Here is a 22,523-nt window from a genome sequence, read left to right on the forward strand (position 1 = left end):
CGGCGCCTTTTTGTTGCATCGCGTGCAACATTTTCGGCAGCGCGGCGCCAGGCGGCGCCTTTTTGTTGCATCGCGTGCAACATCTCCCGCGGCGCGGCGCCAAGCGGCGCCTTTTTGTTGCATCGCGTGCAACATTTTCGGCGGCAGAGCGCCAGGCGGCGCCTTTTTGTTGCATCGTGTGCAACATTTGCGGCGGCGGGGCGCCAAACGGCGCCTTTTTGTTGCATCGCGTGCAACATTTTCGGCGGCAGAGCGCCAGGCGGCGCCTTTTTGTTGCATCGTGTGCAACATTTGCGGCGGCGGGACGCCAAACGGCGCCTTTTTGTTGCATCGCGTGCAACATTTTCGGCGGCGCGGCGCCAAGCGGCGCCTTTTTGTTGCATCGCGTGCAACATTTCCGGCGGCGCGGTACCAAACGGCGCCTTTTTGTTGCATCGCGTGCAACATTTGCGGCGGCGCGGCGCCAAGCGGCGCCTTTTTGTTGCATCGCGTGCAACATCTCCCGCAGCGCGGCGCCAAGCGGCGCCTTTTGTTGTATCGCGTGCAACATCTCCCGCAGCGCGGCGCCAAGCGGCGCCTTTTGTTGTATCGCATGCAACATTTCCGGCGGCGGGACGCCAGGCGGCGCCTTTTGTTGCACACGGTGCAACAATTCCTCCGTGTCAATGCCACTTTTCTATAAAGTTTTCTACCAGCTCATAGTAGCAGATGTACCGGTTTTTTATGATCGGGCGCAGAATCCCCTTCTCGACCAAACCTTGCAGCCACTTACGCGCAGTACGAAAATTGACTTCATAAAAATTAATAATATCCTTGGGACGCACTGGCCTTCCCAGGTTCCAAATCAATCGAAGCACTTCTTTTTCGTCAGCAGATAACGAAGGTCCCTTCCTGGATCGTACGAGATAAGGAGCTATCACCAGTTGGAGCAGTTTGCGGCATATTTCGGGTCGAGATTTCACATCGTCGAAAGAAAAATGAATGATGGTCCACCCCATCCCCGTCAAAAAAGTATCCCGATTTAACGAGTAGCTGAACTTTTCTTGGTCCATATCTCTTACATGGGTTTGAAAGCCATCGCATTCCAATCCAAAACGGCCATATGGCGGAAGGAAAGCTAAATCAAGAAATTGGGACTTCCGATTCCAGTCGAATATTTCGTATTCGGGATGCAAATGATTGAAGCTTCCAAACAACGGCCACCATACATTCTGGAGGAGTAGCTTTTCGCCATACTTATGCCCCCTTAGAAGCCTCCCTTTTCGTTCCCCTGACCGAATATCCAAATGATGTTGTATAAATTCCTGATGCACCGTTTCAAAATTCATCGTTATCAACCTTCTTTCTGCAAAAAAAGAACGCCCTCCCGCCATTCGGCAATTAGAGGACGTTCTTCGTCTAAAATGATTATATCATTAAATCTATAGCCCGGTCACGCAAACAGTCCCCTTCCGATCTAGTAGCGCATGACAAACAACAGTTTAGATCTAGGTCTATTAATCGAAACATTATTTACTCTAGCATCGTATATTAGGATGGGATTACTAGAAGATACTGGATAAGGGGTGCTTGCGATTGTCGACGAAGTCGGTTGGTGCAGCAGCGATAATTTTGGATGCCGAGGGACGCATTCTTCTGGTCAAGCATAGCTACGGCAAATGCAATTGGGAAATTCCCGGGGGCAAGTCCGAGAACCACGAATCCGCACAAGAAACGGCACAGCGGGAAGTTGCGGAAGAAACGGGACTTGATGTCCAAGCGGAGCGATTGACGGGCGTTTATTATGATCCGCAGTACGATATACATCATTTTGCCTTCCTCTGCAAAAATCTTAACGCTCGCAAGCCGGAGCCCAGCTCCCCGGAAATATTGGAATGCGGATACTTTCGCGAAAGTGAGCTTCCCAGGCCTATGAGCGATTTTACTTATCGACGTATACAAGATGCGTTGAACGCTAACAACAACCATTTGTTTCATAGTATCGGCCCTAGACAGTGGTTGGAGTAGAATACAAACTACGCTTAATCGAACGCCGGATGCCCCTACCATAGAGGAGGACTTATGAAAACTACCGTTTATATGGTCAGACATGCCGAATCGCCCTTCGCATTCGGTCAAGAAAGAACCAGAGGACTTTCGGAAGAAGGATTTCTTGCAGCGAAACGCGTCGCACAATTTTTTACCGATGTTGACATTCACTTTATTGCCTCAAGCCCCTACGCCAGAGCTAAACAAACCGTTCAATACGTTGCGGAACAAAAGGGCTTGGATATCGTCGAGTATGAAGAGCTGATCGAGCGTCCGATCAAAGGCTTGGACTATAAGGCGTCGTGGGACGTTTTGTATGAAGCCATTCGTGAATCTTTTACGGATAAGGATTTTTGTCTGGAGGGCGGCGAGCCCACACGAAAAGCGCAGCAGCGCTCGATTCCGGTAATCGAAGGCTTACTCGAAGAACGTCAGGGGCAAAATATAATTATCGGCACTCATGGCAATATCATGACGATCATCATGAATTATTTTGACGAAACATACGGATTCGAGTTTTGGGACAGCACCTCCAAACCTGATATTTACAAACTGACTTTTGAACGGAACCGTCTGGAGCAAGTCGAACGTTTATGGGACTGATCGGTCAACCGGTCAGGATGGAGTGTCAAGCAATGGAAACGGAGAGGATCGATATGATTGCAAATATTTGGACGGGAACCAAAGTCAGATTACGCCCGATTGAACCCGGCGACTGGGAAAAGTTTCATCAGAACGACCAAGATTCCGAAGGGGCCAGACTTTGCGATGCCGTTCATTTCCCGAGATCGTCGGAAGGTACGAAGGCGTGGGCCGAGCATCAGGCATCCCAAACGCCAAGCGGCGACAATATCATGCTGGCGATCGAAACGCTTGACGGAGAGCTGGTCGGCAGCATCAACACATTTAGCTCCGATACGCGGAACGGTACGTTTAAATACGGACTCGCCGTTTTCCGCGAGCATTGGCGCAAGGGTTACGCTTCGGAAGCCGTCAAGATCCTGCTAGGCTATTATTTTCGCGAGCTCCGCTACCAGAAAGCTACGGCGCATGTTTATGCTTTTAACGAAGGCTCCATCGCGCTGCATGAGCGTCTTGGGTTCACGCAAGAGGGACGGCTGAGAAATATGATTTTCACGAACGGACGGCATTATGACGAGTTGGTTTACGGGATGCTCAGCAGCGAGTATGAAAAATGGAAACAATAATTTTTGAATATGAATCAATTTCATAATACAGCACGCCATCTGATTTTGAATGCCAGCACTACTTTAATACGTTAAATCATTAAATTCTGTGTCTACTATCTTGACAGAGGTCCAAAGATAACAAAAGTAAATAAAACACGGATTTTATTAGATTGGAATGATAACATGAATTTAATGGAACTAAGAATACCACAAGGTTTCGCTATTTATTATAATAGGTTTTATGATGTTGAACCGATATCAGACCCCAATGAAGATGATTTCTTAACAAATTGGACATTCTTTACACAAGACCTACTTCAAATAAGTAAAATGGAACTTGAAAAAGGGAGTTGGAATGTACCTAAAGATGAAAATAGAAGGATACATATTGTTTTAGGGTGGCATCCAGATTCAAGAGCGAGCGGCGAGTATGGTTTAGCAATCACTAATGGGAAATGGGATACGCTAATGGAAATTAGTTCAAGGGATAGGTTTGAGATAAAACAGACGCTTGAAAAATGGTTAGAAAAGTTGAACGAAGATCAGAATTATTTAAAAAATGGTTGATGTTTAAGTTGACTTAAGCTTTATTTATCTTTAGAGGGCGGAATTAAGCGATCGTTTCAGGACATTCATCGAGCGGCATGAGGATCTTGAAGCGGTTTACCCCTACGGGGCGTTCAAGGCCAGGTGCGTCGACTATATTCAGCATCTCGTCATCCACGGATCTTACCATCGCGGCAATATTACGGCTATGCTCAGGCAACTGGGATGTCCGGGTACGCCTACCGATTTCGGCTTCTACTTGTATATCTTAACCCAATAATCGTTTTCGCCAGCCAAAAAGCAACCCGGGCATGATGTCCCAGGTTGCTTTTATTCATAATTGCACGATATGTTTTCACATCAGCCGATAAGCGCTTTAAACTCGGATACATGCAGCGAAAATAACACCAACAGCAAAATCATCAATAATAAAGCGGGAAATAGTTGCTTAAACGAATCTCTCACGCGCACATGCGACAACACGGCCCCCAGCATGATGCATGCAATCCATAATGCGGCGAGCGAAAGCACCCCTTCATGCCAAAAGCCCGCTACCAATCCGCCAACCCCTGCCAACATAAGAACGCCTGTAACCACTCTGAACCATTGCGGCAGCTTTACGTGCTCGAAAACCTCCACCTGCATTTTGGCACCGGCAATCTTGCTCAACCCGCTGAAAAGAAAGGCCAAGCTCAACAAGCTTTGAAGCACAACAGTTACTATTGTCATAAAAATGCCTCCATTTGGGATTATAAAATTAGAACGGCAACTTGTATCTATCGATTCCTCGCATGATTTCCTATCACTCGCTTGGCGCTTACGTGCGTTTCATGAACAGACTTACCTGCTTCAGTTTTTCGAAGGCACCTGCCCCGTCTTGACTCGAGAAGCCCCGAATTGAAAACGGTACAGTCCTAAAATGACCACGACCATCACGCACATGACGATAAAAATATTGCTGTACAAATAAGCGGCCTCATTCATCACAAACAGATTGAGATGCAACGAGGTAGACTTGCTGTCCAGCAGCTTTCCGATCACGCTCATCGAAATCGCGCCGGAGATGAAATTCAACATGGAAAACAGCCCCATGCCTACTCCCACCTGCTCCTTGGCCAGCGTCCGGGAAATCGTGTTCGACATGGCAATTTGCATGAACGTCTGACCCACGTTTCCTGCGATCAAAATAACCGAAATGACGTACGGCGATATGCCCACTAAAGTCGATAGCAGCGCAAAGCATAGGAGCAGCATGAGCGACGCGGCCGAGACGATATAAGCGTTGCCGCGCTCATCCGCCAGCTTCCCTCCCTTGCGCCCAAGCATGGCGGAAGCGATGGCAGCCGGAAACAGAACGAGTCCGATGCTTCCCGGAGTCAGGCCGTTCAAAGCAGCCAAATATTGCGGCGTCAAAAACGTGATACCGAAATTCATCGCCGTCGCGATAAACGCAATCAGCAGCCCGACGGTATAGTTCGTATTCCGGAATATGCCCGGCTGAATAAACGGATAGGATGCCGCCCTGATTCTTACGACGAAGAAGCCGAGCAAAACCAGTCCTCCTGCAAACAGCAGCCAGCTGCTTTGCGTGATGGCCAGCAAAAAGAGCGCAATCGACGCAGCCAGCAATCCGCCGCCGAGGAAGTCGATATGGCCGGCTTTACCTTTTTCGTCATCCATATACTTCCGGAAAAAGGGCAGCGTGACCAAGGACAGCAGCGAGAATAAAAACAACAGCCGCCAGCTTCCGAAGCTTGCGATCAAGCCCGCGACAACCGGTCCCAAGGCGCTGCCGAGAGCAAGCCCGACGGCGGATGTTCCAAGGGCTCTCCCCCTTTGCTCCGGAGCAAAATATCGGACGGGAATGATCATCGCCGTTGCAGGAAGAACCGAAGCGCCCGCAGCCTGCAGGATACGTCCTAGTATGATCATCCAATATTCGGAGGCAGCCATGCCGATAATAGAACCTGCCGCAAACAGGATAAGTCCGAACGTCAGCAAATCCTTGAGACGGTATCTGTCGGCAAGCTTCCCGAAAACGACCGATCCGATCGCATATAAGACCATATAACCGGTCATGATCCAGCTGACCTGTGAAGGAACAAGATCGAACTCTTCGCCGATTACAGGAAGAGCCACGTTAAACATCGTGCCGTTCATCACGGAAAATATCAGTGCGACGACGAGGATTCGCAACAATTTATCGCTATGATTCGCTGTCCCGGCGTTCATGGTTCCCCTCACTCTCCTTTCGTTAATCGTTATTTAAGAATCGGCAATCGACTCCATCTCCCCCATCTAACGGCCTGCCTCCAACATCGCCTTGTTTTTAGTGAGTTTACGTTATATTGAGTATGCTCACTATTAAATTAATACTGAGGATACACACTAATTCTTTGAATGTCAATACAATAAAGCTTGCCTGTGGTGGTTTCGCCAATCCGTACAAGTTATAATGAGATATTAAGATCGACCGGTTAGAACCAAGGAAATCGAAATAATCAAATGACAATAAGTCAAGGAGCCTAGAGGAATGATTATCGACTCGCAAGATCCTTCGGCAATCGACGTGATTCATGTGCTGGTTAGAGCAACTCATTATGTTCAAAGGGAATTTAATACGCAAATCACCGCTCTCGGCATGCCCTTTCAATTGTCGGGTCCGAGACTTCGCATGCTTTCCGTCGTCTCCGAAGCAGGCAAAATCCGCATGAGCGATTTGGCGGCCAATCTGGGGATCAAAGCCCGTACGGTCACCGATTTTGTCGATGCTCTCGAGAAAGAGAACCTTCTGTTTCGGACGCCCGATCCGGCGGACCGCCGTGCAACCCTTATTCAGCTGACGGAGCTCGCTCAATCCCATATCAAGCAAGTGCTTGCCATACAAACCGAAATCGCGGAGAAGCTCATGGAAAATCTGCCGCCCGAGCATCGCAAGCAGCTGATGGACGCCTTGCTTCTTCTTGTTGAAAATAAAGATCTGGACAATGCTTGCACGGCCGATCTGGAATGACTGCAGACGTCCTATACCGTTTTTCGCATTGCCGACGGCTGCAGCCGGTAAGCAAAAAACCCGCCCTAGGCGTATTGCCTGAGGCGGGTTTTTCATTTTATTTTTTTCACGATAAACGAAATTTTCGTCCCCTCTCCGAGAGTGCTGTCAATATGAAGGCCCTGGCCGTAAAGCTGCTTCAACCGCCGATCCGTATTGCGCAGACCGATTCCCGTTCCTTGAGCCGCTTGTCCGCTCAGCAGCTGCCGCACCTTGCGCTCATCCATTCCGACCCCGTCATCCTCAACGGATACTTCCACATGATCCTTATTTTCGACAATCCGGATATATACTTTGCCGCCTTCCGTACGTATCAAGACGCCATGCTTTACGGCATTTTCAACCAGCGGCTGGATGGTTAGCGGCGGAATATTCACTTCTATGTTCTCGTCGACTTCCAAAAAAATATGAAGCCGATCATCGAACCGTTCCTTCTCAATATACAGATAAGAGCGTACAAGATCCATTTCATACTTCAACGGTACGAGACGCTCCATATTTCGGAGGGTAAAGCTTGCCCGCAAATAATCGCCGAACACTTCAAGCAAGGTACGCATTCTCGTCGTATCGAATTCGCTCAGTGCGGCAATCGAGTTTAACGTGTTGAACAGAAAATGAGGCTGAATTTGAGCTTGGAGCCACGCCGCTTCCACACGCAATCGCTCGCGGAACGATTTCTTATTGTCCGTTAACGCGCGTACCCGCGATTTCAGCTCCCATGCATCAACCGGCTTGATTAAATAATCGTTTGCACCCGCCTGAAATCCCGCTTCGATATCTTCCGGCCGGCTGCGCGCTGTAAGAAGCAGGATCGGAAGCTCCGAAATTGTAAAATGCTCCCGAACATTGCGGGACAATTGATAGCCGGACATATGCGGCATCATAACGTCGGCAATCATCAAGTCCCATTCCCTCTCGGCCAGAAGCGACAAGCCTTCCTTTCCGCTCGTAGCTTTGACGACCTCGTAATTTTCGGATGAAAGAACGGTCTCCAGAATGCTCAGGTTGACAGGGTCGTCATCGATAACCAAAATGTAGGACCGCTCCTCGGCCCGTCCGGATATCGGCTGGAACTTGGAATCGGAATCTTCAGCGGCTGCCGCCGTTTCAAGCTCGACAACAGGGGCTTGAACGGAAGAAATCGCAGTATCGATTTGCGGAATCGCAGCATCGGATAACGGCAAAGTAAACGTAAATACGGAGCCGCGATCCGGTATGGAGCTTGCCGATATCGTGCCTTGGTGCAGCTCCACCAGCTGCTTGCATATACTTAACCCGAGCCCAAGTCCGCCTGCTCCTTCCGCATAGTCCGAGCCGCCTTGCTCATAGGGCTCGAACATCCTCCCTAGCGTCGCTTCATCCATGCCGATTCCGGTATCCGAAACAAGAATGACGGCTTGGCCATCCTCCACTCGGGCATCTACCGTAATCGTTCCCTCATTCGTAAATTTCACAGCATTATGAAGCAGATTAAACAAAATTTGAATGAGACGGTTTTCATCGGCAATCACACGAGGGAACACAGCCGGGATATTATTGACCAACAGGACCTTTTTGCCTTCCGTCATTAGGCGCACCATATCGCAAACGCCCGAAGCAACTCCCTGAATCCGGACGTTCGTAAGCTGCAGACGTACCCGATTCTCCTTAAGTCGTGTAATGTCCAGCAAGTCATTCAGTAAGAAGGACATTCTTTTGCCTACGGAAACGAGCATTCTTATGCTTTCCCGGTTCCGGCCGTCGTTCAAGATGCCGTTACTGACGAGCAGCGTTTGTGCGATATTGAGTATGCCGTGAAGCGGATTTCTCAACTCGTGTGAAGTATTGGCCAGGAATTGGTCTTTTCGCTTGTCCTCCTCCAGCAACTTTTCCGCAAGCTTCGCCGTTTGGGCGGAGCTTCGCAAATAACGCCTAAACCAGTATGAAGCAAAGGCGATAAAGGCGGCAATCATGTCGAAAGGGTAATACCCCATCTCCATTGGCCCCAAGTTTTTGATCGCCCCCCATATAATGTTTAAGCTAACGGCGGACATGCCGAGCAGAATAAATATTACATCTTTATGTCCCCTAATCGCAGTAATAAAAGCGAGCAAAGGAACGATTAAAAAGGGAACAAGCACGATCGCAAAATGAAAGTAACCGGCAAGCTTCAGCCAAGCGATCGGCAGGAACGGAACGAAGGCTGCATAAACCGCACATATAGCCGTATACGAACGCAGTCCCTTGACGATCTTGTACTCCGGTAAAAGATGTTTGGCATATTGAAAAATAAAAACGGCTATTCCGAGATAAACCAGATAGTAGATCCTAAAAGCGCTGTCATAGTCGATCGGCAGCCAAACCAGCAAAAGCCCGTTGTCGTCGATGAGAATCGACGTGATCGTACAAATAATCAGCAGGAAGAAATAGAGCAGCGCCTTCTCGCGAACCCCCATGAAATATAAAATAACGGCATATACGGCGTGCAGCAATAAAATTAAGCATACGGTTACTTGCAGCCCTGCAGAAAACCCGGCGGCACGATTGACCGCCAAATCGCTGCCGAACTTTATCGGCCGGTGCATGCCGCCTGCACGCAACTCATCGTAGTTTGCAACCTGAACGATAAGCTCGATCTCGCTCCTATCCGTCGCAAAGGTCGCCGAATAAGGGACTCTGCGGGGCGTATACGCATCCTCATCCGCAGCCGGCTGTCCGGAATTCGCCACTAACCGTCCGTTCACATAAAGCTCGGAGGACGCAGGGATGGCAGGGACTTGAATGCCGTAAATTCGCTCCTTATCCGGTTGAACCTTAATACGCAGACGGTAAGAACCGTAACCGAATGTTGCGCTCCTCTCATCCGACATAAACCGGTTCCACATCTCGGGAATTTGAACAAACTCGCCGTCGGGTTGCCCGGAATAATCCGTTTCTTTGTTTTCCAGCAGCAGCCGATGCGGGTAAAATTCCCATTCGCCGTTCAGCGCCACCGTACGGTTCGAGCCGAAATCCCAATTTCGCAAATCCAATTGTCCTTGCACGGCTTGCCCGTCTGCAGAGGGCGCGATAAGCCCAATCCAAAACAGCCGCAAGCCGGTAAGCGCAGCTACGAACAAAACGGTTATAAGCAAAACTCTTTTCATCGTCGTCATCGATAAACCGCGCTGCCTGGTCTTCCCAACAGCATCGTCTCCCGACTGCAAAACAAATCCGGCGTTCTCATGCGATCGCTACTCCGTCCGCTCCCGCTGCTCCTCCGACCGTTGATATTCCACATTGCCTGCTTCATTTATGGTTATCCCCTCGTCCATGTGTACCCTTTCTGTAAAACTTCCTCTCCCAGTGTATCATAGCGGCCGTCAATTCTTCCTCTATTTTCCGAAGAACGGAGTCTTAAACAACAAGACGAAATACCGCAGCATCGTAACGACCTCCGAAATATTTTCGCTTATTGACGGGCGAACCCGAGAAATGTTTCAAGCAGATAACGACCGACCAGACAAAAAAAGAAGCCGTACTCCGCTGATTCAGCGAGTTTTTGGCTTCTGATTGCGCTGCATTGCATGTCCGAACCCTGTGCTGCAAAGACGCAGCGCGGACGGCTAGACCGCTCGGCTACCCGATTTCACCTATCGTCAACACTACCGGACAATGGTCGCTGCCCATCACATCGCAAGCGATCTCCGCGTCGATCAGCGAAGAACCGAGTCTCGACGAAGCCAGGAAATAATCGATCCGCCATCCGACGTTCCGCTCTCTCACCTTCGGCATATACGACCACCAGGAATAAACATTTTCCCGGTCCGGGTAAAGATGCCTGAACGTATCGATGAAGCCGGCCTCCAGCAAATCCGTCATTTTGCCCCGCTCCTCCATCGTAAAGCCGGAGTTGCCCATGTTCGACTTCGCATTTTTCAAGTCGATCTCCTGGTGGGCGACGTTCAAATCTCCGCAAACGATGACCGGCTTAGCCGAGTCCAGTTGTTGCAGGTATGCCCGGAAACGGTCCTCCCATTCCAGTCTGAATGGCAGCCTCGACAAATCGCGCCTTGCATTGGGCGTATACACAGTGATGAAATAGAAGGTTTCAAACTCCAGCGTAATGATCCGCCCCTCCGGCTCCCCGTCCTCTTCCATACCGTATCGAACCGAAACCGGCTTCAGCCTCGTAAAAATAGCCGTACCGGAATAGCCCTTCTTCTCGGCATAATTCCAATACTGCGCATATTCCTCTCCCAGCTCCAGGCTGAGCTGCCCTTCCTGCAGCTTCGTCTCCTGAATGCAAAATATATCCGCATCGGACGCTTTGAAATAATCGAGAAATCCTTTGTTCACGCATGCTCTCAGGCCATTTACATTCCACGATACCAGCTTCATGATTGTCGGTCTCCTTGCTCTTCTATCAGTCTATGATTCCAGTTTACCATAGCGGCTTTTCCGATGAGAGACTTTCGCAGAAAAAGACCATTGTCAACTTAGTAAACATTAATGTATATTAAGTTTAATAAACCTTTGCAGACGAGGATGTGAGATCCAATGATAACTCATTATGCCGGATTGCAGCTGCAAACCGTATCGCTCCCAAGCGTGCGCCATTTTTATCATGAGCAAATGCGTTTCCCGATCGCGTATGAAACGGATAACCGCATCGCGTTTCAGCCGACGCCTCATGTCACCTTAACGTTCGTCGAGGCTTACGAGCCCGTGACTCCCGTGCACATCGCTTTCGAAGTTCCTATGAGCCGATTCGCCGAAGCGGCAGCCGAGCTGCGAAAAACGCAAGCCGTCATTCAGAAATGGCCGGACGGCAAGGAAATCGACGTTTTCGAAACGGGTGAAAACATATACTTCCGCGACTGCGACGGCAATTTGCTGGAGCTTATCGCGCACCGCTATCTGAAGGAGGACGTCCTCGCTCCCACCGGTCCGTTCCATATACTCTATCTCCGCGAAGTCGGCTTTCCCGTAGACAGCGTCCCGGCATTTCGCGAATGGCTGCGGCAGCTGCTCGGCATGAAGCTGGATAAGGTTTCGGATGAATTTACGTTCGTCATCGGCGGAACCGCTCATGCCGTCGTGGTGTCGAAACGCAGGAAATGGATTCCGGTATCGATGCTCGCCCTCCCGCCTAAAATGGAAGTTACGTTAGGTGTGTCCTCGTACGCTTTCCTAGCGGAGGTTAAGTCGCTGCTGCATATGCAGGACAATTGCAGCTTCAGCGAAACCGGTACGGGACTTCGCCTTAATAAAGACGGTTATACTCTGCACCTGACCGCACAAACGGCTTTCGACCCCGAGCTGCCGGCTCTGTTGAACTTGCCTTTTTCGTGAAGGCGTTGAACGATTATATGCATCGCCGGCTCGCAGCCGCCTACTCCGCCAGCTTCAACAGGACGACGCAGCAGATGATGCCGGCGATGCAAAACAAACGGACGGGACTCTTCGATTCCTTGTAAAAAAGCATCCCAACTACGGCTGCACCTACCGTCCCGATCCCCGTCCATACGGCATATGCCGTAGACAACGAGATCGACTCCAGTGCCGCAATAAGCAGCTGAAAGCTGATGATGAAGCCCCCGATGAGAATGATATTGTTCGGCCAATTATTTTGAACCGCCACCCGTTTGATTCCGATAACGCCGACAACCTCGAGCAGACCCGCAGCGATCAGCAGCCACCATGTCATCAGGCCCCCTCCTTTCCGCTTGTCAGCTTTAGCCCGATAATGAACGCCAGAAGCAGCAGGACGATAAGGACCTTCAACGGGCTGATGGAACCGCCGCTGAAAACCGCCTCCACCGCAACCGTACCGATCGTCCCAATGCCCGCGAACACGGCGTACGTCGTTCCTACCGGCAGCACCTTAGTCGCTCTAATAATCAGATCGAAGCTGACCAATAGCGAAATAAGTACGACGACGGACGGCACCGCTTCGTATTTGAAGCCCGAAGCCCACACGATTTCAAGCGCCCCGCCGATAAAAACGTACGCCCACGCCCGGTTTTTGCTTAGTGGTTTCGTCGGTTTTGTCGGTTTTGTCGGTTTTGTCGGTTTTGCCGGTTTTGTCGGTTTTGCCGCTTTTGCGGATGACGCAGTCGTTTCCGCATCTGTTTTTGCTTGGGCATTTGCTTTCGCATCCGCTTTTGTCTCGGATTCTGCTTCCGCTTCTACTTTTACGTCTACTTTTGCCTCAACTCCCGTTTCTGCCTCAGCTCCCGCCGGTTCTGTCTTTCCTGCCGGCTTTTCCGTCATTCGCGATCCCTCCCGCCATTTTGAGCCGGATTTCCTTTGCTCTCCTGCTCTCTCCGTAAGTACTCCTCCACAATACGATCGATGTAAGCCATCGTGTCTTCGCTGAGCCCGAGCGTTTTCTCGCTTTGCCCCGGCTCCGGCCGCACCCAATCCCAATATCTCTCCATCAGCTCATAGTTGTCCTGAAAAAAATTCGCCCCGAGCTCCAGCAATTGCGCCGCCAGTTTCATCGAAATGTCCGACTCTGGGGGCTCATCCCGGTGCGTATGAACCTCGCGCAGCAGCTTAACCCAAGCCGTCGTGCGCGGGTCGTCCTCTTCCAGGCTTGGAAGCCCTTCGAGTATCGGGATTTCCGCATCCGTAAAATGATTCCGGCGAGCCGAAGCCCGAAAATGCTCTGCAGCCTCGGCGCCGTTCTTCCGGATATGCTGGATGTACAGCAGCAGTTCTTCCGCCGCAACGTCCCCGCGCAGCTCCAGCGTGTGCAGCGTCGTGTGAAGCACGCGGTCCAGCATTTTCAGCCGTTCCTGCTCCTTTCGCACTTCCGCGATTTGCATCCGAATGGCATCGATCCATTTATCGGCAGTCGGAATACCCCGCTCGTCTTCCAAAACGTTTTTGATCTCAGAGAGCGTAAAGCCAAGTTGCTTCAAAGTCGTAATATGATGAAGCCGAATAACGTCTTCCTTGCCATAATACCGATAACCCGCCCCCGAAACGACCGAAGGCTTCAGCACGCCGAATTCATCGTAATAACGCAGCGTCCTGATGGACAGTCCGGCTTCTTTAGCCAGTTGACCGATGCGGTACATCTTCATCGCCTCCTGCCTAATACTAAACCGTAACGTATAGGTGAGGGTCAAGCGTTTTGCTGAAACAGTATGCCTATGTACTGACGCCAATGAAGTACCCGTATCGCTTCGCTCTTGGCTAGTGCAAGTTGACGCAGGATGTCTCGGTAGATTAACGTTAAGTGCAGTGGACAGGTCGAGCTCGAAAAATCGATCGCAAACAATAAGGAGGCCCTGTATGGCAATTTACATTGGGCTGCTGCGAGGCATTAATGTCGGCGGCAAAAATAAGATCAAAATGGCCGATCTGAAAAGCTCGCTGGAAACGATGGGGCTCAGCCGCGTGCAAACCTACATCCAGAGCGGCAACGTTCTTTTCGAATCGGAGGAAGAAGCGGAGACCCTGACAAAACGGATCGAGCTTGAGATCAAAACGGTTTTCGGCATAGCTGCCGCCGTCGTCTTAAGAACGGCCCCGGAGCTGGAGCGGATCATCGCAAGCTGCCCGTTCGACGCAAATGCTTTGTCGGAGGGCGAAAGCATTCAGTTGACTTTGTTGACGGAAACGCCCGCACAGGAAAAAATCGCCCTTTTGTCGGAAGGCAAAAGCGACATCGACGAATTCCGCATCGCAGGGCTTGAGATTTACCTGCTTTTCCGCCAAAGCGTGCTCGATTCCAAGCTTGCCGCCAACCTGCAGAAGCTGGGTTCTATAGCGACCACGCGTAACTGGAACACAATCGTCAAGCTTGACTCTTTAGCAAAGGCAATGGAAGCTTGATCATTAGCGGCTAGAAGACACCGGCAGGCCGGGCTTCCCTAAGGAAGACCCGGCCTGCGCTCGCTTGTTGCATTTGCCGCTTCTATCGTCCGCGTTCGGCTACGCGCCATGCTGCGCTCCGTGTCTCACAGGCGAAAGGCACTTGCGGCTGAAGTTACCGCTTAGCCAGCTCGATAATATCCTTCGGCTCCAATAGTTGCCGATCGTGACCTCTTTTTGCCGCATGAATCATCGCCGTCCCAAGTTCCCGCAAAGTAATGAAATGCTTCGGCCACAAACGCTTTACAGCCGGATACAACCAGGAAAACGCGGAATAGTATTTGTGGGTGTTTCTGAGCCCCTTCGTCGGATGTATGTAACCCGGCCGAAACATATACGCCCCTCTGAACGGCAGCCGCATAATCGCGTTTTCCGTTCTCCCTTTCACCCGCGCCCACATGCTTTTCCCCTGCTCCGTACTGTCCGTCCCCACGCCGGTTACGTAACAGAACACCATATCCGGATTCAGCTTCGACAACAAACCCGCCGCATGAAGCGTAAGGTCGTAAGTCAATCGCGTATATTCGGCCTCCTTGAGCCCGACCGACGAAACGCCCAGGCAAAAAAAGCATGCGTTATACGGCCGCAGCCGATCCTCAATCGGCGTAAGATCCCAAAAATCGCCGTGCACGATCTCGGTCAATTTGGGATGCGTGACACCGCAAGGCTTCCGGCCGATAACCAGCACCCGTTCGACATCGGAGCTTGCCAAGCATTCGTGCAATACTCCTTCCCCCACCATCCCGGTCGCCCCTGTAATGATCGCGCTCACTTTGTTCGAAGCCGAATTAGGCTGCGTATGCATACGTTTCCTTCTTTCTCGTGGAAAATGATCGAATTTTGCGCCTCATTAATCGCCTTCCATTACCGCGTAATCTGTCGGCCGCAGTCGGCAACGAACCGGCGAGCGGGGTCAACGAGATCACCCCTGCTCTATTATCCTCATTTTATCGTATCGTATAGCCGGATTTCTATGTCTTCCTCTTCCCGGTATCCCAAAACATCGGATATTTCCAAATGCCACGCGCTTTGCATTCTTGTATGCCCGTTTTGCGCAATCCATTCGTGAAGAATCTCATATGTATGACTGATCCTAGTGTTCGGGCCGATATGCTTAATGACCGCATATTTCTGGGGAGGAACGGTGAGCTCGGTCAAACCTGCGGGAATGTCTTCAAGCTTGCTGACCTCCACGCATACCCAGTAGCCGTCTTCCTCAGGCGTAAGCTCCTGGACGACGAAAGCCCCAATCATTCTGGCCGGCTGTACGAGATGTTTGATTTCTTCAAGCCTTTCCTTCAAAGCTAACGTGGCCTTTGGAATTTCCGCAGCATACCGATCACCCGGACAAACGACTCTTATTCCGACAAGCTTCAATTCTTCAATCTCTGTAACATGAATCCCATACGTTTCGCTAATCATATAGTCGGCCTCTTTTCTATGATTAATATAATAATTCCACAGCTCTAAAACGAACCAACCGCAATATTCTCTTCCCCCGCCATCTCCTCTAGTTTAGCCTTTAAGCCGCTCTTCTCCGCTGGAACAACCTTGATCCGATTCCCGTCAGGATCGACGATATGCAGACTCATTTGCCCCGACTCTACATCTATCCGTTCATCTGCTGTGTGTCCTTTGCTTGCCAGTTGCTCATGCAGTGTCGCAATATCGTCGGCTTGCAAGACCAGGCATTCCTGGACATGCCCTGCATCGTCCTCAAAATGAAGCGCCGTCCTTTCCTCATGACGAAACAAGAAAAAACCGAATTCCTGCACATCGGAATACCCGAACCTCTCCTTGTAGAAAGGACCGGTTTTGGCAATGGCCAACTGGTCGTCGGGCTCGCGAATCAACTGAAAACCGAGCACATCGGCATAAAATCGCGCGGACTTGCGCACATCGGAAACGGGGATTTCCAGATTGAAGATCGCCTCGACCTTCGTATGTCCCAAAGGTAGCTCCCCGTCGTTGGCTTGAATCTGGACGATATTGCCCGACGGATCCCTCGCCTCGAAGAAACGTCCGCATCCGTCTTCTTCTTGGTCGGCATGCGGCTGCGTAACATGGGCGCCCGCCGCCGCCATTTTATCCCTCAGCCCTTCCAGATTGGATGCGTGCATCATGACCATGCTGCGGTTTCGGCCGTTTTTGACATAATTGAGCCGATGCTTTGAAGCTGTCTTGGTCAAAATAAGCTTCGGATGCAGCACCGCGCCATTTTCGGTAACGGCTAATTCTGCAGACGCCTCGCTTAGGTTCAAAATCGTCAACCCGAGATGCTCCGCATACCAGGCTGCCGAAGCTCCCACATCCGCCGCCGGCATATGAATCGCAAGCAGCCGCCTTATTTTGCCTTGTGCATGACGAAAAGTGAATGCCATCGGATTCCTCCTCTTTACTTGCAAGCTCATCACGAGGATAAACGGCTTCGTAAGCATAAGCTGGGAAGCGCACGTTTACCGTTGAAGTTCTGCTTATGTGTTAAGAAACGACTGTTTGCGGCCAAACCAAACATCCTTTAGAAAAAAATCACGAGGTTACCATAAAGCGATTCCCATCGGGATCTTCGAAATAAAACGTCAGCTTTCCGTTTATGTATTTCAGTTTGCTTACCGTAATTTGCCGCTTCGCCAAGCCGAGATACGAGCGGCAAATCGCCTTCGGATCGCGAAGCCTGAACGCTTCAACGAGCGCTTCGAAATCAAGCTGCGCCGGATCGCCGGCTTGTTTCGATACGGAGCTTTCCATACCCGTTCGCGCCAGCTTTTTGAGTTTTTGCCGGGCCCGCCCTAATGCAACTTGGACGCTTCCTTCCGTTAAGGACAAAAGCTCCGCCGCTTCTTTCGCCGTAAAATCGAACACATCCATAAGCAAAAGAATGACCGTAGACCGCGCAGGCAGCCGATACGCCAAATCTTCCAAAAGCTCCCGTGTAGATAACTGCGTGTCGATACCCGGAACATTCATATGACCGTCGTCCAGCGGCTCGGAGGAGAGCTTGCGCTTTTTCAGCTTATCCTTCCAAGCATTCAGCGCGATTTTGTACAAGTAAGCATTGCTTAATTCGATAGAGGGGTTGGCCTGCCTCAAGTTATGAACCTTCAAGAGAACATCCTGAGTCAGATCCTCGGATTCCCAGCTGTCCGACGTTATTTGCATACTGTACCGGTAAATACGCTGTTTCAATGCTTGCAGATCGAGGCCGAGCTGCGGCATTTGCATCCTCCTTCCCTTTTCCCGCCATACTCCGTTCTTACCGATTACTTCGGGGCTGCCGCTTCCGCTCATTGTTCGCTGGGAAAGAAGGTATCCGCATATTCAGCCAAGAACCGCTCATTGGCCGCTTGCAGTTTTTCCTGATACTTTCGATAGGAGTCGCTTACGATTTTCATGTTAACGATAAATACATCGTAATAGCCGTTTGTTTTTTGAAATTCCAGGAGCGCTTGCTGCAGCCTGTAAGCCGGACTCGATTCATACTCCTTGGAATTGCGGTACAACGCATAGCTCACCAATGTTTCCTTGTGCTCCGCTATAAACCGATCAATGTCATCGATAGCGGAATTCATGGCTTCATCCATTTCTTTCAGATCGGTTTTGCTCAATGATTCGAATACGTCTGTCACATACCGCTGCAAATCCGCCGGCAGCTCCAAGGGATCGGCCTGATCCAGAAACTCGACAATCCGATGATAGGCCTCTATTTTATCGCCGTTATCCAGCTTTTCGTCCAAAAACTTTCCGAAATGGATATACAAATACTCTCCATATACCCCGGGAAACGCTTGAAGCAGCTTGTCTTTCATATTGACCGTTCCCTCAAGCCTGTCATCAATCTCATGAAATATTTCCTCAAGCGAAGTATCGCTCTCCAGTAAATATTGTAAGCATTCGTACTGGGCTTGAGCTTGCCGAATCGTCATTTCTTTTTGGGCTTTATATTGCTGCAGGAGTTTCCGCCTGTCGCCACTCATGATAATTGTCTTGATATCGGAGATACTCATGCCCAATTTTCGCAATACGGCAATTACTTTCAGAATACCGACATCTTTTTCCTCAAATTTCCTGTAACCGTTATGATCATATTGTAGCGCAAGAAGTCCCTGCTGTTCATAATAATTTATCGCTTTTTTCGTCAGGCCGCATGTTTTCATAACTTCGCTTATAAGCATCCGAATCATCACCTCAGCATCATTGTAGTCCGTTCCCCAAGGTCCCAGTCAATAACGTATGGAAAAACTCCAGCCTGTCGTGCATCTTTCCTATCAAAAAATTCGTAGTATGGTATGTCAAAAGAAAGATGAGAAAATAAAACGATCGAAAGCTCGAAAGCAAAGAGAGGATGAACATGAAAGAAGAGCGATTAGTCATCGAAGCGCAGCAGGGCAGCGAGGCGGCCGTAGAACTGCTTATTCGCCTGACTTATGACGATATCTATCGATTTATCCGCTGGAAGGTTCATGACGCCGAGCTGGCCTGGGATTTGGCTCAACAAACCTATGAGAAGGCGTGGAAAAAGCTGAACGCGTACCAAAGCGAGCAAGGGCGTTTTCGGGCATGGCTGCTTGCGATCGCCCATCATGTCTGTATCGATCATGCCCGCAGCAAATCGGCGCGGCAAGCCGGCTTGCACGACCATTTGTCCGATGAAGTGCCGAACAAGGATGATTTTCTGGAGGGCGTGCTTATGCGCGAGGAGCTCAAGGAAGTATACGCGGCCATTCGCGGCTTGCCGGACAATCAACGCGACGCGCTGCTTTTAAGATATAAACATGATCTAAGCTTCGGGGAAATGGCCGCCGTTACCGGCGAGTCCGAATCAACCGTGAAATCGAGAGTCAGACGCTCGCTTATTCGACTGCGGGACATGCTTATGCCTTCCGCCGAAGCCCGTTTGTACAAGAAGGGGGAGAAACAATGAAGGATCAAAAAGGAAAACCGGACGGCTCGTTCCCGCGGCCCCGGTATCATACGGATGATATGACGGAAGATTTGTCTGATAATATGGCCGACGATTTGACGGACGAATCGCTCGAACAGCTTGCGCGTAAAATTGCCCTTCTGCCGGGGCCTCCCCCGCCCAGCGGCTTCGTTGAGGCAGCGATGGCGAACTGGAGAAAATCGCAGCGCGTACTGTCCCCGCCCGCAAAACCTGCTCCTTTCGGCTTTCGGCAAAAGGCGCAGACTATATATGCTCAAGGCTTTTGGAAGGATATTGTGCTGGGACTGCTCTTGTTTGCCGGAGGGATTCTTTTTCTGCTGGTTACGCATCCGGTTCCGTCTACCTTGATTCTCCCTATAGTCGGCTGCATTCCCATGCTTGTCGTCTTATCCAATACGGCCCGGCTTGCCCATTGCGGAATGAGCGAGCTTACCCGAAGTCTCCGCCTTCCGCTTCAATGGTATGTGCAAGCCAGATTGCTGGCCATAGGCATGGTTTCGCTCGTTATTAATGGAATTGCCCTGTTCGTGCTTTATCCGGCGGAGGAAGGCGCGCTTATGCTGCGGCTCGCGCTGCTGTGGAGCATCCCGACGCTTCTCAACACGGCTGCCGCTCTGAGCATTGCCGCACGCATTCGCAACTTCGGCCAACTTGCCGCTATGCTCGTCCTGCTTCCCGTGTTCTGGCTGATCTTGCTTACTAACCAGCCGGTTATTAACTGGACGGCATCAATCGATATCTTGCGGCTGGGGGGATTGGCGGCTCTGGCGGCTCTTCTATTGGGAGGAAGTCTAGTGATTAACGGGAGCTATTTGAAAAAAGGAGGCTTTCTGCATGGAGCTTGAACTGCGTAACATCCAGCATCAATACGGCAAAAAACGGATTTTGCAAAACCTCTCCCTAACGCTGACGCCCGGCGTGTACGGTCTTCTCGGGCCGAACGGCACGGGAAAAACGACGCTGATGCGAATTATCGCCGACGTGTTGTATCCGACAAGCGGGCAAGTTCTGCTGAACGGGCAGGACAAAAATAAAATAGGCGACCTGTACCGCGCTCAAATCGGTTATCTTCCGCAAGATTTGGGGATGTATAGTCATTTTACGGCGCGTAAGTTTCTCTACTTCATTGCCGCTCTGAAAGGACTGTCCAAAGAAGAAGCCGGCGAACGAATACAAAGCTTGGCCAAAATCGTCAATCTGTCCGGCCAGCTGGACGTCAAATGCGGCAAATATTCCGGCGGGATGAAGCGTCGTCTCGGCATTGTGCAGGCTTTGCTCAATAATCCGCGGATTTTGATTTTGGACGAGCCGACGGTCGGCCTTGATCCGATGGAACGCGTTCGCTTCCGAAACCTGATATCCGAAATATCCGGCGATCGCATCGTCATTCTTTCCACCCATATCGTGCCCGACATCGATCATATCGCCAAGCGCGTGTTTCTAATGGGACAAGGCAGCATTTTGCGGCAGGGAACGATTAAGGAGCTCCTCTCCGAGGTACAGGGCGAAGTATGGCAGGTCGTCGTGCCCGGACGATTGCTGGCGCAAATCGAGGAGAAGGGCACCGTGGTCAACATGCTGCAGCTGGATTCCGGGCTGGAATTGCGGGTTGTCGGCAAGCAGGCGCCCCATCCCGATGCGATTCAGGTCGCACCTTGTCTGGAAGACGTCTATATGAGCTATTTCCGCTCGCCGGATACCGAAAAAACGCCCCTGAAGGAGACTTCATTCCGATGAAACAGTTGGTCGCGTTCGAGCTGCGTAAAATTTTAATCGTCAGAGTTTGGGTGGCCATGGCCGCTTGTTTGGCGATCGCCGCCGTTTATTTCACGGATCATTATCCGTCCGGAATGAATAGCATTTTGGCTGTGGAGAAAAAAAAACCGGAGCTTGTAGCCGCTCATATCGGACCGGTTCAAGCCGATCTGGCCGGGAAGTATGCGTTTCGGCTGAAGGAGGAGTACGCGGAAACCAGCATCGGGACGGATGAAGAGAAGCTCTACCGCATTCTGGAGCAAAAATATGCCTCGGCCGCTTATCGTGCGGATCTTTTTAACAAGAGCCTTACCCAGTTAAGTCAGAAGAAGATGCAGTTGGAGCCGCAAAAAGCGGAAGCCCCCTACCTATACAACGATGCCGCAAAAAAGCTGAGCATGATGGAAAAAGTCGATCCGCCGGGCTTTTATGTAACGCGAGATTGGGAGCAGCTGTTTCTGTTTATTTCCGGCAGTCCCGGCCCCGGCCCGCTGTTTATCGGCTTTGTGATTGCACTGGCGCTCGCGCCGCTTTATTCGGGGGAAGCCGGATATCGTATGGATGCCCTTATATTGTCCAGCAGGCATGGAAGACGGCGCATCGTTGCTGCAAAGCTGACGGCAGGCTGGTTGTTTACGGCCGGCTGGGTCACCGTTTTTTATGGCATATGCGCGCTGCTGAGCTGCCTGCCTTTTCGCTTTATCGGGTGGAACGCGCCGCTCAACAGCCATTATCTCTTCGATGAAACGCCGTATGCGCTAAATCAGCTTCAAGGCTTTCTCTTGCAGTACCTGATCGCTTTAACGGCGGCTAGCGCGTTTTTTCTGCTGACGGCGTTGATCTCTGCAGCCTTCAAGAGCAGCATGAGCAGTCTCGGCTTGGCATTAACCATGGTCGTTATTCCGCTCATTTCATTCCCCGGGCTTCTCGGCAAAATGATGCTGCTGTTTCCGGCCAAGGTGATGTGGAGCAGAAGCTTGATCGACCAATACATGTCGTACAACCTTTTTAATACTCCTGTCCTCTACTTGCCCATGGCCTTAATCGTCATGGCGGTGCTGGCCGCTATCGTCATGCCGCTCATCCCCAAGGCGTTTGAACGCCGGTTGAAGGTGTAGGCTAGGCAGATGAAAAAAAGAGCGCCGGGATCATTCCCCGAGCGCTC

General features: G+C 50.8%; 26 protein-coding genes. 13 read left to right on the forward strand and 13 right to left on the reverse strand.

Annotated features, from left to right (window positions below; translation table 11 throughout):
- Nucleotides 1-682 (forward strand): hypothetical protein (locus tag DQG23_RS41790; protein ID WP_238177836.1); only part of this gene is annotated, 682 nt, incomplete at its 5' end.
- Here the strand turns inward: DQG23_RS41790 and DQG23_RS10620 are convergent.
- Nucleotides 663-1,328, reverse strand: coding sequence for a hypothetical protein (locus tag DQG23_RS10620; RefSeq protein ID WP_113030820.1), 666 nt, complete (start codon nt 1,326-1,328; stop codon nt 663-665). The two genes, DQG23_RS41790 and DQG23_RS10620, sit on opposite strands and share 20 nt — an antisense overlap.
- Before the next feature lie 247 nt (nt 1,329-1,575).
- On the opposite strand from DQG23_RS10620, the gene DQG23_RS10625 reads away from it, so the two are divergent.
- From DQG23_RS10625 to DQG23_RS43415, 5 genes are all read left to right on the forward strand, one after another.
- Entirely contained in the window at nt 1,576-2,007 is a 432-nt protein-coding gene (locus DQG23_RS10625; RefSeq protein WP_158560393.1) for an NUDIX hydrolase, read from the forward strand.
- Between the two features lie 54 nt (nt 2,008-2,061).
- Nucleotides 2,062-2,631: a histidine phosphatase family protein gene (locus tag DQG23_RS10630; protein ID WP_113030822.1), complete on the forward strand. Its 570-nt coding sequence runs from the start codon at nt 2,062-2,064 to the stop codon at nt 2,629-2,631.
- A 32-nt stretch (nt 2,632-2,663) separates the two neighbouring features.
- Nucleotides 2,664-3,236, forward strand: coding sequence for a GNAT family N-acetyltransferase (locus DQG23_RS10635; RefSeq protein WP_238177837.1), 573 nt, complete (start codon nt 2,664-2,666; stop codon nt 3,234-3,236).
- A gap of 165 nt (nt 3,237-3,401) precedes the next feature.
- Nucleotides 3,402-3,785, forward strand: coding sequence for a hypothetical protein (locus DQG23_RS10640; RefSeq protein WP_113030823.1), 384 nt, complete (start codon nt 3,402-3,404; stop codon nt 3,783-3,785).
- A gap of 136 nt (nt 3,786-3,921) precedes the next feature.
- The gene (locus DQG23_RS43415) at nt 3,922-4,044 is read left to right on the forward strand and encodes a DinB family protein (RefSeq protein WP_272949043.1); all 123 of its coding nucleotides are present in this window, start codon (nt 3,922-3,924) and stop codon (nt 4,042-4,044) included.
- 80 nt (nt 4,045-4,124) lie between these two features.
- Here the strand turns inward: DQG23_RS43415 and DQG23_RS10650 are convergent, their stop codons facing one another.
- Together DQG23_RS10650 and DQG23_RS10655 are read right to left on the reverse strand one after the other, a co-directional pair.
- Complete coding sequence (locus DQG23_RS10650) at nt 4,125-4,493, reverse strand: DoxX family protein (protein ID WP_113030824.1); 369 nt, start codon at nt 4,491-4,493, stop codon at nt 4,125-4,127.
- A gap of 120 nt (nt 4,494-4,613) precedes the next feature.
- Nucleotides 4,614-5,996, reverse strand: a complete 1,383-nt coding sequence (locus DQG23_RS10655; RefSeq protein WP_113030825.1) for an MFS transporter — start codon at nt 5,994-5,996, stop codon at nt 4,614-4,616.
- Between the two features lie 307 nt (nt 5,997-6,303).
- Between DQG23_RS10655 and DQG23_RS10660 the strand changes: the two genes are divergently transcribed.
- Nucleotides 6,304-6,777, forward strand: a complete 474-nt coding sequence (locus DQG23_RS10660) for a MarR family winged helix-turn-helix transcriptional regulator (protein ID WP_113031087.1) — start codon at nt 6,304-6,306, stop codon at nt 6,775-6,777.
- A 92-nt stretch (nt 6,778-6,869) separates the two neighbouring features.
- Here DQG23_RS10660 and DQG23_RS10665 read toward each other — a convergent pair whose 3' ends face one another.
- Together DQG23_RS10665 and DQG23_RS10670 are read right to left on the reverse strand one after the other, a co-directional pair.
- Nucleotides 6,870-9,950: a hybrid sensor histidine kinase/response regulator gene (locus DQG23_RS10665; RefSeq protein WP_113030826.1), complete on the reverse strand. Its 3,081-nt coding sequence runs from the start codon at nt 9,948-9,950 to the stop codon at nt 6,870-6,872.
- Nucleotides 9,951-10,413: 463 nt separating this feature from the next.
- Complete coding sequence (locus DQG23_RS10670) at nt 10,414-11,175, reverse strand: exodeoxyribonuclease III (RefSeq protein ID WP_113030827.1); 762 nt, start codon at nt 11,173-11,175, stop codon at nt 10,414-10,416.
- A gap of 159 nt (nt 11,176-11,334) precedes the next feature.
- Between DQG23_RS10670 and DQG23_RS10675 the strand changes: the two genes are divergently transcribed.
- Nucleotides 11,335-12,129, forward strand: coding sequence for a VOC family protein (locus tag DQG23_RS10675; RefSeq protein ID WP_113030828.1), 795 nt, complete (start codon nt 11,335-11,337; stop codon nt 12,127-12,129).
- 40 nt (nt 12,130-12,169) lie between these two features.
- Here DQG23_RS10675 and DQG23_RS10680 read toward each other — a convergent pair whose 3' ends face one another.
- The 3 genes from DQG23_RS10680 to DQG23_RS10690 are packed head-to-tail and all read right to left on the reverse strand — an operon-like array spanning nt 12,170 to nt 13,862.
- Nucleotides 12,170-12,484 (reverse strand): DMT family transporter, encoded by a 315-nt coding sequence (locus DQG23_RS10680; protein WP_113030829.1) that lies wholly within the window; start codon nt 12,482-12,484, stop codon nt 12,170-12,172.
- Nucleotides 12,484-13,050: a DMT family transporter gene (locus tag DQG23_RS10685; protein ID WP_113030830.1), complete on the reverse strand. Its 567-nt coding sequence runs from the start codon at nt 13,048-13,050 to the stop codon at nt 12,484-12,486. The genes DQG23_RS10680 and DQG23_RS10685 overlap by 1 nt, the downstream gene beginning before the upstream one ends.
- Nucleotides 13,047-13,862 (reverse strand): MerR family transcriptional regulator, encoded by an 816-nt coding sequence (locus DQG23_RS10690; RefSeq protein ID WP_158560394.1) that lies wholly within the window; start codon nt 13,860-13,862, stop codon nt 13,047-13,049. Before DQG23_RS10690 ends, DQG23_RS10685 begins: the two co-directional genes overlap by 4 nt.
- Before the next feature lie 217 nt (nt 13,863-14,079).
- On the opposite strand from DQG23_RS10690, the gene DQG23_RS10695 reads away from it, so the two are divergent.
- Entirely contained in the window at nt 14,080-14,622 is a 543-nt protein-coding gene (locus tag DQG23_RS10695) for a DUF1697 domain-containing protein (protein ID WP_113030832.1), read from the forward strand.
- Nucleotides 14,623-14,776: 154 nt separating this feature from the next.
- Here DQG23_RS10695 and DQG23_RS10700 read toward each other — a convergent pair whose 3' ends face one another.
- From DQG23_RS10700 to DQG23_RS10720, 5 genes are all read right to left on the reverse strand, one after another.
- A complete protein-coding gene (locus tag DQG23_RS10700; RefSeq protein ID WP_113030833.1) occupies nt 14,777-15,466 on the reverse strand; it encodes a Rossmann-fold NAD(P)-binding domain-containing protein in 690 nt (229 codons plus the stop codon).
- A 137-nt stretch (nt 15,467-15,603) separates the two neighbouring features.
- Nucleotides 15,604-16,083, reverse strand: a complete 480-nt coding sequence (locus DQG23_RS10705; RefSeq protein WP_238177838.1) for a GyrI-like domain-containing protein — start codon at nt 16,081-16,083, stop codon at nt 15,604-15,606.
- A 44-nt stretch (nt 16,084-16,127) separates the two neighbouring features.
- Complete coding sequence (locus DQG23_RS10710) at nt 16,128-17,042, reverse strand: VOC family protein (RefSeq protein ID WP_158560395.1); 915 nt, start codon at nt 17,040-17,042, stop codon at nt 16,128-16,130.
- Nucleotides 17,043-17,190: 148 nt separating this feature from the next.
- Nucleotides 17,191-17,877, reverse strand: coding sequence for an RNA polymerase sigma factor (locus DQG23_RS10715; RefSeq protein WP_113030835.1), 687 nt, complete (start codon nt 17,875-17,877; stop codon nt 17,191-17,193).
- Between the two features lie 68 nt (nt 17,878-17,945).
- The gene (locus tag DQG23_RS10720) at nt 17,946-18,833 is read right to left on the reverse strand and encodes a MerR family transcriptional regulator (RefSeq protein ID WP_158560396.1); all 888 of its coding nucleotides are present in this window, start codon (nt 18,831-18,833) and stop codon (nt 17,946-17,948) included.
- Nucleotides 18,834-19,009: 176 nt separating this feature from the next.
- Here DQG23_RS10720 and DQG23_RS10725 point away from each other — a divergent pair, with 176 nt between their 5' ends.
- Genes DQG23_RS10725 through DQG23_RS10740 form a run of 4 tightly spaced genes read left to right on the forward strand, consistent with a single transcriptional unit; the run spans nt 19,010 to nt 22,476 of the window.
- Complete coding sequence (locus DQG23_RS10725) at nt 19,010-19,582, forward strand: RNA polymerase sigma factor (RefSeq protein WP_158560397.1); 573 nt, start codon at nt 19,010-19,012, stop codon at nt 19,580-19,582.
- Nucleotides 19,579-20,448, forward strand: a complete 870-nt coding sequence (locus DQG23_RS10730; protein WP_113030838.1) for a hypothetical protein — start codon at nt 19,579-19,581, stop codon at nt 20,446-20,448. The genes DQG23_RS10725 and DQG23_RS10730 overlap by 4 nt, the downstream gene beginning before the upstream one ends.
- Nucleotides 20,438-21,340 (forward strand): ABC transporter ATP-binding protein, encoded by a 903-nt coding sequence (locus DQG23_RS10735; protein ID WP_113030839.1) that lies wholly within the window; start codon nt 20,438-20,440, stop codon nt 21,338-21,340. Before DQG23_RS10730 ends, DQG23_RS10735 begins: the two co-directional genes overlap by 11 nt.
- Nucleotides 21,337-22,476 carry an ABC transporter permease gene (locus tag DQG23_RS10740; RefSeq protein WP_113030840.1) on the forward strand — a complete coding sequence of 380 codons (1,140 nt, stop codon included), beginning with the start codon at nt 21,337-21,339 and terminating at the stop codon, nt 22,474-22,476. The genes DQG23_RS10735 and DQG23_RS10740 overlap by 4 nt, the downstream gene beginning before the upstream one ends.
- The last annotated feature ends 47 nt before the right edge of the window (nt 22,477-22,523 follow it).

Origin of the sequence: Paenibacillus contaminans (assembly GCF_003285015.1) — a bacterium.
Taxonomy (GTDB): Bacteria; Bacillota; Bacilli; order Paenibacillales; family NBRC-103111; genus Paenibacillus_V; species Paenibacillus_V contaminans.